8 protein-coding genes are annotated in these 9,956 nt (G+C 56.6%); 4 read left to right on the forward strand and 4 right to left on the reverse strand.

All coding sequences use genetic code 11. The features are described 5' to 3' along the window. Positions 1–162 precede the first annotated feature (162 nt). The 4 genes from BEN30_RS16005 (at position 163) to BEN30_RS16020 (ending at position 5,383) form a co-directional block, all read left to right on the forward strand. Positions 163–654 carry a hypothetical protein gene (locus tag BEN30_RS16005; protein ID WP_069959322.1) on the forward strand — a complete coding sequence of 164 codons (492 nt, stop codon included), beginning with the start codon at positions 163–165 and terminating at the stop codon, positions 652–654. A 64-nt stretch (positions 655–718) separates the two neighbouring features. Beyond that, positions 719–2,983 carry an NADP-dependent malic enzyme gene (locus BEN30_RS16010; protein WP_069959335.1) on the forward strand — a complete coding sequence of 755 codons (2,265 nt, stop codon included), beginning with the start codon at positions 719–721 and terminating at the stop codon, positions 2,981–2,983. 31 nt (positions 2,984–3,014) lie between these two features. Beyond that, positions 3,015–3,572: a pyridoxamine 5'-phosphate oxidase family protein gene (locus BEN30_RS16015; RefSeq protein ID WP_069959323.1), complete on the forward strand. Its 558-nt coding sequence runs from the start codon at positions 3,015–3,017 to the stop codon at positions 3,570–3,572. Positions 3,573–3,739: 167 nt separating this feature from the next. Next, the gene (locus tag BEN30_RS16020; RefSeq protein WP_084005647.1) at positions 3,740–5,383 is read left to right on the forward strand and encodes an inorganic phosphate transporter; all 1,644 of its coding nucleotides are present in this window, start codon (positions 3,740–3,742) and stop codon (positions 5,381–5,383) included. Between the two features lie 68 nt (positions 5,384–5,451). Here BEN30_RS16020 and BEN30_RS16025 read toward each other — a convergent pair whose 3' ends face one another. From BEN30_RS16025 to BEN30_RS18085, 4 genes are all read right to left on the reverse strand, one after another. Continuing rightward, positions 5,452–6,420, reverse strand: a complete 969-nt coding sequence (locus BEN30_RS16025; protein WP_069959324.1) for a hypothetical protein — start codon at positions 6,418–6,420, stop codon at positions 5,452–5,454. A 127-nt stretch (positions 6,421–6,547) separates the two neighbouring features. Continuing rightward, positions 6,548–7,081: an inorganic diphosphatase gene (ppa, locus tag BEN30_RS16030; protein WP_069959325.1), complete on the reverse strand. Its 534-nt coding sequence runs from the start codon at positions 7,079–7,081 to the stop codon at positions 6,548–6,550. A gap of 123 nt (positions 7,082–7,204) precedes the next feature. Further along, positions 7,205–8,764 (reverse strand): AmpG family muropeptide MFS transporter, encoded by a 1,560-nt coding sequence (locus tag BEN30_RS16035; RefSeq protein WP_069959326.1) that lies wholly within the window; start codon positions 8,762–8,764, stop codon positions 7,205–7,207. Positions 8,765–9,130: 366 nt separating this feature from the next. Further along, a protein-coding gene (locus BEN30_RS18085) for an IS5 family transposase (RefSeq protein ID WP_211563440.1) occupies positions 9,131–9,888 on the reverse strand; the annotation gives its coding sequence in 2 pieces (ribosomal slippage) (positions 9,131–9,555 and positions 9,555–9,888; 759 coding nt in all). Positions 9,889–9,956: the final 68 nt, after the last annotated feature.

The raw sequence follows: 9,956 nt of genomic DNA on the forward strand, positions 1-9,956 counted from the left end.
TTAAAAGAAGCCACACCTTACCCAAGCCGAGCCCCGAAGATCAACACATCATCCCAAGGGGCAATGGGAAAGACAATCACCAAAGCAACTTGGCGTGAGGCCCGAAGGGGCCTAACATAGTCAAGATTTTACATAAATACCCGATCTGCCTGGAGGCCACCTGTGAACCAAACATCTGAAATCGTCCGCGAAGCCGTCGGCGTGTTCAAAGACCGCCCAACTTTTGAGAACGCCGTTGAACGACTGTTGAAGGCCGGCTTTGAACGCCCCGATCTTTCGGTTCTGGACGGCCATGAATCCCTGGAAGTCGCAGGCGAACCCGGCAAACCGTGGAAAGACGTCTTGACCGCGATGGTGGGTGAAATCAAATACGAAGGGCCGCTGGTTGCAGCCGGGGCAATTTTGCTGGCGGGTGGACCGACCGCGGCGCTGATCGCCAGCATCATCGGTGCGGCCACCGCAGGCGTTGCCGCCAAAGAGGTTTTGGACGAAGTCACCTCCACCCCCGACAGCGCCGATTTCGCCAATGCCTTGGCGGCAGGCGGCTTGATCTTGTGGGTCCGCTGCAATGATTTTTCACAAGAAGCCGAAGCCCTTTTGACCTTACAGCAAAGCGATGGCAGCAACGTCCATGTGACCGAACGCACCGTATAACCCAAACTTTTCCCTGAGCCCTACCGAACTTCTCCTTGAAAGCCCCCGCACCATGAGCGACCCCATGAACGACGACACCATGAGCTCCATCGACAAAGAATCCTTGATCATGCACGCCCGTGGTCGGCCCGGTAAATTTGAAATTCATCCAACCAAGCCGCTCACCACCCAACATGACCTGGCCTTGGCTTACAGCCCCGGTGTCGCCGCGCCGTGTCGTGAAATCCAGCGCGACCCGCAACTGGCCTATGACTACACCGCCAAAGGCAACTTGGTGGCGATCATTTCCAACGGCACCGCCGTTTTGGGCCTGGGCGATTTGGGGGCCCAAGCGTCCAAGCCCGTCATGGAAGGCAAGGCCGTGTTGTTTAAGCGCTTCGCCGACATCGACGGCATCGATCTGGAAGTCGACACCCGCGACGTTGACGAATTCATCAACTGCGTCAAATTGCTGGGGCCGACCTTTGGCGGCATCAATCTGGAAGACATTGCCGCACCCGATTGCTTCATCATCGAACAACAACTGCGCGAGCTGATGGACATTCCGGTGTTTCACGACGACCAGCACGGCACCGCCATCATCACAGCCGCCGGCCTCATCAACGCATGCGATTTAACCGGGCGCGACATGAAGGATCTGAAAATCGTCGTCAACGGCGCGGGCGCAGCGGCCATTGCGTGTATTGAATTGGTGCAATGCTTAGGCGTTCGTTCTGAGAACACCATCATGTGCGATTCCAAGGGAGTCATTTTCCAAGGCCGAGAAGTCGGCATGAACCAGTGGAAAGCAGCGCACGCCGCCGCCACAGATGCCCGCACCTTGGAAGAAGCGCTAAAGGGCGCAGACGTCTTTTTGGGTCTGTCGGTCAAGGGCGCCTTGACGGCCAAAATGGTCGAAGGCATGTCCGACAACCCGATCATTTTCGCCATGGCCAACCCGGATCCGGAAATCACCCCCGAAGAAGCCAAGTCGGTGCGGCCCAACGCCATCATCGCCACCGGGCGATCGGATTATCCCAACCAGGTGAACAATGTGTTGGGTTTTCCCTACATCTTCCGTGGAGCCTTGGACGTGCGCGCCACCACCATCAATGAAGAAATGAAAATGGCCGCCGCCCACGCCATTGCATCGTTGGCCCGCGAAGACGTTCCCGATGAAGTCGATATGGCCTATGCGGGTCTGCATCTCCGCTATGGCCCGGAATACATTATTCCCGCACCGTTTGATCCGCGCCTGATCACCACCGTACCACCCGCCGTTGCTTATGCCGCCATGGATTCCGGTGTGGCGCTGCGCCCGATCATCGACATGGATGCTTATCGTAACGAACTGTCCGCTCGCCTGGACCCCACCCAGCCGTCCTTGCAAGCCATTTTCGAAGAGATTCATCTGAACCCTAGGCGCGTGGTGTTTGCCGAGGGCGAAGAGGAAAAATCCATCCGCGCCGCCGTTGCCTTTTACAATGCTGGCTATGGTTTTCCCGTCTTGGTGGGTCGCGAAAACCAGGTTCTGGAAAAGTTACGCGAACTGGGTCTGCCCAAGCTGGATGGCGTCACCATCACCAACGCCAAACTGTCCGACGCGACGGAACGCTACGTCAGTGACGTCTACGACCGCTTGCAACGTCACGGCAAACTGTTTCGCGATTGTCAGCGCATGGTCAACCAAAACCGCAACACCTTTGCCGCATGCATGGTGGCCCAAGGCGATGCCGACGCCATGGTGACGGGGTTGACCCGCAACTACCACGCCGCGTTAAGCGAAATTAAGCAAATCATCGAACCCAGTGTTGATCAGTCGGTGGTCGGTTTGACATTGCTGGTGGCTCAAGGACGCACGGTGTTTTTATCCGACACCGCCGTCAACGTCATGCCCGATGCCCAACAGTTGGCCGACACCGCCATTCAAGCCGCAGCCAAGGTCCGCCAGTTGGGTCAAGAACCGCGCGTGGCGTTGCTGTCCTTCGCCAATTTCGGCAATCCCATGCCGGAACGCACCCGCGTGGTGCGCGAAGCGATGCAGATTCTCGACGACAGCAAGGTGACGTTTGAATATGAAGGCGAAATGGCCGCCGATGTGGCGCTCAATTACGAACTGCAACGCCGCGTGTATCCGTTCACACGGTTGTCGGCGGCGGCCAATGTGCTGGTTCTGCCAGGGCTCAATTCCGCCAGCATCGCGTCCGGCCTGGTTCAACAGTTGGGCGGCGGCACGGTCATCGGTCCATTGTTGTTGGGTCTTTCCAAGCCGGTGCAAATTGCCCACATGAGCGCGACCGTGTCCGATCTGGTCAACTTGGCCGCTCTGGCGGCGCACGACGCAATTTAATCTTGGTCCTTTTGAGGTTAGAGGATTTGACGTGGCTACTTTTTATGACGCTCTGACGGACTCCCAACAAGCGTGGATCGTTCAGCAGAAAATCTATTTCGTCGCCAGCGCGCCCGATGCGGGTCGGGTCAACCTGTCACCCAAGGGCATGGACAGTTTTACCATCCTCGGACCCAATCGCGTCGCCTATCTGGACCTGACCGGAAGCGCCAATGAGACCTCGGCGCATCTGCGTCAAAATGGTCGCATCACAGTGATGTTTTGTGCCTTCGAAGGGGGCCCAAGGATTGTGCGTTTGTTCGGTCAAGGCCGCGTCGTAACCCGCCATGATACCGATTGGCCCCAGTTTGCACCGCTTTTTCCAGACTTCCCCGGCACCCGTCAGATCATCGTTATCAATGTGGACAAGACCCAAGACAGCTGCGGCATGACCGTTCCGCTGTACCGTTTTGAAGCGCAGCGCAACCAGTTGGTCGATCACTGGGACAAGCTTGGACCCGACGGGGTTAAGGACTATTGGACCAAGAAAAATACTGTGAGCATGGATGGACTTGAAGCCGTTCCGCTGACCGATTCTGACGCCGATTGAGCCTCACTTTACATAGTCAGCATTGTATATTTTAAGGCCTCATTTCAGGCTTACGATTCCCGCTGGTCTCCGTGTCATATATTTGTTACAAATCGGGACATTCCTGCCGCTTGGCAGGTCATTATTTTGGGCGCGTGAACGGTGCCTGTTGAGGGAAATTTTTGATTATGACCGACACGCCCCCATCAAACACGCCCACAAACGACACGACACCTTCAGCGGCTCCGACATCTTCATCGGCAGCAGCATCGACGCCCCATCCGTCTAAACACAAAACCACCCTCGACAAAGATCTCAAAAAAATCACCAAGGTCGAAACTGCGGCTTTGGTTCAAGGACAGGTGTTTGCGCGCATCGGATTGTCCGTTTTGTTTTTGGTCGCGGTGTGGATTTTCACCTCGACCCAAGGGTTAACCGGCCAAGGTCTGGTGGTGAGCCCGTTTGTGGTCGCGGCAGCCGTCATTGGCGGCTACATGGCCATGAACATCGGGGCCAACGACGTCGCCAACAACGTCGGTCCGGCGGTGGGCTCCAAGGCGCTGACGCTGACAGGCGCCATCATCATTGCCGCCATTTTTGAAGCGGGCGGTGCGTTGATTGCGGGCGGCGACGTGGTCTCGACCATCAAAAGCGGCATCATCGATCCCAGTCTGATGCCCGACGCCGCAACCTTTATGACGTCCATGATGGCGGCCCTGTTGGCGGCGGCCTTGTGGTTGAATCTGGCGACCTATTTGGGCGCACCCGTATCCACCACCCATGCCATCGTCGGTGGCGTGATGGGTGCAGGCATCGCCGCCACGGGATTTGGCGCTGTCAACTGGCCGACCATGAGCAAGATCGCTGCCAGCTGGGTGATTTCGCCATTGATGGGCGGCATCATCGCGGCGGCGTTTTTGTATTTCTTGAAAGTCAACGTGCTGCACAAAGTCGATAAAATCAAAGCGGCTGAAAAGTGGGTGCCGTTGGTGGTGGCGGTCATGGCGGGCGCGTTCACCATGTACATCATGAACAAAGGCATCAAGCATCTTTATAAATCCAGCTGGACCGAAATCGTCATCGCTGGCGTGGTGGTTTATGCCTTAGCCTGGTTTGCGTCGCGCGCGCGCGTTCGGGTGCGCTCTAAAAATATGGAAAATCGCCGCAAGTCGGTCAACGCGTTGTTCGTCATGCCGCTGATCATTTCCGCAGCCCTGTTGTCGTTTGCCCATGGGGCCAACGATGTGGCCAACGCGGTGGGCCCATTGGCGGCGATCGTGTCGGCTGCCGACAGCGGTCAAATCGTCACCAAGGCGGGCATTCCTTTGTGGGTGATGCTGGTGGGCGCGGTGGGCATTTCCATCGGCTTGATGCTGTTCGGCCCGCGCTTGATCAAAACCGTCGGTCAGGAAATCACCAAGCTCAACCCGGTTCGGGCCTTTTGCGTGGCCCTGTCTGCGGCCATAACGGTGATCATAGCGTCGGCCCTGGGTCTGCCTGTCAGCTCGACCCATATTGCGGTGGGCGGCGTGTTCGGGGTTGGATTCTTGCGCGAGTACCTGGCGCACCGCGAAACCAAACGCAACCGCTTGAGCGCCATCGCGGCGATGGCCGTCGGCACCACCGAAGGCCTGCACGCGGTCGAAAATGCGACCCCCGAATTGCAACATATGCCCAAAATTCATTCGGAACAAAAAGCCCGCAACCGCATGCTGGTGCGCCGCCAACACGCCTGGACCATCGCCGCCGCGTGGATCATCACGGTCCCGCTCGCCGCCGCCCTGGCCGCCGGATTGTACTTCATCATGATGGCGCTGGGCGTGAAGCCGTAAGTTCCGGCCTCACCACCCCACACCAGACCCCACATAAACAACCGAGGTTAAGCGCCCTGCGCTTAGGTTTAGTTTGTTCCTGTGACTTCGATTTTTTGCACGATAACGTCGGCGCCTGAGTTGTGCAGGGTGACGGCGTCGAACGGATCGCGGAAGGAGGTATCGCGGGAGCTGAGGATTTTTTTGCCGTCCAGGTTTACCTGCATCTGGCCGTACTTATCGCGCATCCATTCCAAGCTATGGTTTTTCTGATCTTCCAGTTCGGTGATGGAGGCGCTGTCGAGCGTGCTTTCACCGCGGCTGGTGAAGCGCACCAACTGCAAGGTTGCGGCGCGGGCGGTTTGTTTGGGGCCGTAGACCACCCGGTATCCAGCCCCCGAGGTGCCTTGCGCGACGCCGTAAGCAAAGCTGCCCATTCCTGTCCATGACGAAAAAGTGGAGGTCAACGCAAAGGCGTTGGAGACACGGGCCCCGGCGCTGAGCACGGCGGGGGCGGCGGGTTCCGCGTTGGTCGTGGTGGTCGCCGGAGCCGTATCGTTGGTGTTTTTGTTCCGCCCTTGCAGCACCGCACCCAAGATCGACAGGGCCAGTTGTTCCTTGGAGACTTTTTGCGGTTCCGGTTGAGCCGCTGCGGTTTCGCTCATTTTAGAGCGCAAGCCGTAGCCCTGCTGGACCCAGAATTCACCCGATTGGATCGTCCAGGTGGGGTTGCGGGTGATGTCGCCATCGGAAAAATCGTCGATCAGGATTTGCATGGTTTGCGGGGTCGCCGCACCGGTGACCGAATACCGCGCCATCAAATCGCGCAAGTCACGCAAAAACACGCCATCCGCAGCACGGGCCTTTTCGGCCTCATCCACCAGGGCTTTAAGGTCTTTCAACAAGCCCTCCGTTTGGGCCTGCGTTCCCGCCGTTGGCGGCGTCCACGCTGTATAGCGACTATCAGCCAAGGCGGGACCGGGCAGAGCCGACAACGCGGGCAACACAGCCATAAAGGAGGTGGAGATCAAAAGACGGCGCAGGGTGGATTTGGTCATAGGCGAAAAACTCCCGATTGGTTTTGGGAAGTTTAGCAAGCCTTGACGAGAAACGGCCAAAAAAATGGACCCCAAAAAAAAGGCGGCCCCACAAGGTACCGCCTTTTTAGCAGATCGAGAACACGCGCTATTTTTCGGCTTTGGCGCGCTCAATGCCTTCAACAATCAAAGCTTTGGCGCGCTCGGGGCCTTCCCAGCCCGTCACCTTCACCCATTTGCCTTCTTCCAAATCTTTGTAGTGGGCAAAAAAGTGGGCGATTTGTTCGACCAAGATGGGGCGCACGTCGGTATAAGATTCAACGTTTTCATAATAAGGGTGCAAGCGGTGCACCGGCACGCAGAGAATCTTTTCATCGATGCCGCTTTCGTCTTCCATGATCAACACACCGATGGGGCGCGACGGAATGACGGTGCCCGGGGCAACCGTGTGCTGACCCAGCACGGCGGCGTCAACGGGGTCGCCATCGTCAGAAAGCGTGTGGGGGATAAAGCCGTAATTACACGGATAATGCATGGCGGTGTGCAAAAAGCGGTCGACAAACATGGCGCCAGATTCTTTGTCCATTTCGTATTTCACCGGGTTGCCGCCCATGGGCACTTCGATGATTACGTTGAATTCGTCGGGGGCGTTTTCGCCGATGGAAAGCTTTGTGATGTCCATGATTTTATGCCGCTCTTCTGGTGGGTTCTGAGGGGATTTCGAAGGCAGGCTGCATGTATGCTGCAGCGCACAAATGGCTATATGCCACGGATTATCGGGGGCGTCTAGTTTTTTAGACCGATTTTAGCGTTGCAACGCGGCACGGCCTTTCCACGCCACCACCAAGATCAGCACCAGCGGCACCAGCCCCATCAACGCGGTGCCGATGAAAAACGCCACATAACCAAACGCATCCACGGCAACCCCGGAATAGCCCGCAATCAATTTGGGCAGCAACATCATCAGGGAACTGAACAACGCATATTGAGTGGCGGTGAAGCTTTTTGACGTCAGACCTGACAGGTAAGCCACGAACGCCGCCGACGAAATGCCGCCCGATAAATTGTCAGCGCTGATCACCGCCATCAACACCCAGATGTGCGGGCTGACCCCGACCATGACCGCGAACAACGCGTTGGACGCCACCACCAAAATGCCGCCCATCCACATGGTCTTCATCACGCCGTAGCGCACCGTCACCAGCCCGCCGATGAAACCGCCGACAATGGTGGCCCCCAAGCCAAAGCCCTTGGAGATGAGGCCGATCTGTTCCTTGTCGAAACCCAAATCCAAATAAAACACGTTTGCCATGACACCCATGACAATGTCGGAAATGCGGTACGTCATGATCAGCGCCAAAATGACCAACGCGGTGCGGCCATAACGGGTGAAAAAATCGGCAAACGGGGCAACGTAAGTTTCATACGCCATATCCTTGGCGACCAATCCCAGCTGCACCAGTGCCACACCCGCCACCACCGCTGCGGCCAACGCGCCGCTGAGACGCAAGGCGCCGGAGACAAACCCGGCCAACGCTTCGCCCAACGGCTCCGTTAGCCCTGCGGACACATCGGGCATCACGATAAAGCCCCCGGCGAAGGCCGCCGCAACCAATCCAAACAAGACGATGAAGCGCAGATAATCTTCGCCCTTGTCCATCACCACGCCCAAGGGTTTGACGTAGGGCGGCTCTGAAATGACAAACGTGGTGAGGATGCCGATGCCCATCACACCCGCCATGGCGAAATAGGTCCCCCGCCACGCCGCGTAGTCATAGCCTTGAACGTGGTCCAGGAACCCCGCCAGCTCCAACGCCCCCGCGCCCGCCACAAGCATGCCCAATCGATAGCCGGCAATGTATGTGGCCGACATCAAACCTTGCAGATCTTCGTCGGCGCTTTCGATGCGGTAAGCATCAATAACGATGTCTTGGGTGGCAGAACAAAATGCCAGCCCCACCGCGCCCAGCGCCATGGCCACCAAATGGGTCTCGGAACCGGACGGGTCGGTCAACGCCATAAAGCTCAGCGCCCCGATGATGCCCGCCTGCGCCACCAACAACCACGCCCGTCTGCGCCCCAACCACCGGGCCAACACCGGCACCGGAAGGCGGTCGATCAGCGGCGACCACACAAACTTAAAACCGTAAGCCAGCGCCGCCCAGCTGAAAAAGCCGATGGTGGCGCGCTCGATGCCCGCCTCGCGCAGCCACACGGAAAGCGTGGAAAACACCAAATACAGCGGAACCCCCGCCGAAAAGCCCAAAAATAACAGCGCCAAAACCTTTGGGTGCAAAAACGCACGGGCACTTTCCGCCCAAGACCGGCGCGGCTTATCATTCAATAATTCAAGCCCATCCGTCATCTAAGCGGCGTCCTTAATGGTGCAAAAAAGTCAGTGTGCGATGGCGGGAGTTGAAATCGGGTTAAGGGGCAGGAGTATAAAGTGTGCCGATTCCCCGTCAGAACCCACATCCATAACGAGTCCTTTGCTAAAGATAGGTGCAATAAACCGTAAGTACTAAGTATTCCAAATTCATATTTCTGATATTATCTAGCCTAAGAGGTTGGATTCAAAAAGAGATTCAAAAACAATGATTTATGCCCTTTAATTAGCAAATAACCTCTTGCGAATCCCGGATAAAGATTCAATGCTGCTTTCTGTCTTTCTAATCAAATTGTGCATCTTTATGTGGAAAAGCTGTGGACACAATTTAGGGTCCAGACTCATTCAAATCCAGTAGCAAATGAGTGCTGCGAGGCATAGTGCAGCGAGAAAGTTTTCAGCATTCTTGTCGTATCGCGTGGCAATGCGACGGAAGTCCTTAAGACGGCCAAACATTCTCTCAATGACGTTGCGTCCTTTGTATCGGGCCTTGTTGAACGGGTGCGGCTGCTTTCTGTTGGACTTGTTTGGGATCACCGGCAGGATACGTTGGGATTTCAGGTAGTCCCTCCAATGATCGGCGTCATAGGCTTTATCGGCGAGCAGGTATCGGGTGTTTGGCAGTGATGCGCCGAGCATGACAGCGCCCTTGATATCGTGGACGTGACCAGGTGTCAGGTAAAAGGCCAGAGGGCGGCATTGCTCGTCGCTTATGGCATGAACCTTGGTGTTGCGACCTCCTTTTGTGCGACCGATGGCCTGAGCAGAAGCCCCCCTTTTCCGCCGCCAGCGCAACGGTGGGCTTTGACATGAGAGGCGTCGATGGAGATTTGTTCTGGTGTTCCCGACAGGGCTGCCGTCAGTTCCGCAAACATGTACTGCCAGATCCCTTTCTGCGACCAGCGGTTATAACGGTTGTAAACCGTCGTCGATGGTCCGTATTCCGGCGGACAATCCTGCCAACGGCAACCGGATTGCAGAACATGAATGATACCACTGATAATGCGCCGATCATCCTTGCGACGCTTGCCGGCGGCACGGTAAGGTAAATGCGGTTCAATCAGTGAAAATTGTTCGTCAGAGAGCCAGAAATTGCACTTCATAGCCTGAAAATCTCCTTTTTGAGCTTCAAGCTATTGAATCACTGAAAGGTTAATGAGTTCTGACCCTA

The organism is Magnetovibrio blakemorei (assembly GCF_001746755.1).
GTDB lineage: Bacteria > Pseudomonadota > Alphaproteobacteria > Rhodospirillales > Magnetovibrionaceae > Magnetovibrio > Magnetovibrio blakemorei.

Bases quoted from the DNA above. Each gene is read 5' to 3' on its own strand.
- BEN30_RS16020 (WP_084005647.1), top strand. From the start codon at position 3,740: ATGACCGACACGCCCCCATCAAACACGCCCACAAACGACACGACACCT.
- BEN30_RS16025 (WP_069959324.1), bottom strand. From the start codon at position 6,420: ATGACCAAATCCACCCTGCGCCGTCTTTTGATCTCCACCTCCTTTATG.
- ppa (WP_069959325.1), bottom strand. From the start codon at position 7,081: ATGGACATCACAAAGCTTTCCATCGGCGAAAACGCCCCCGACGAATTC.
- BEN30_RS16035 (WP_069959326.1), bottom strand. From the start codon at position 8,764: ATGACGGATGGGCTTGAATTATTGAATGATAAGCCGCGCCGGTCTTGG.
- BEN30_RS16010 (WP_069959335.1), top strand. From the start codon at position 719: ATGAACGACGACACCATGAGCTCCATCGACAAAGAATCCTTGATCATG.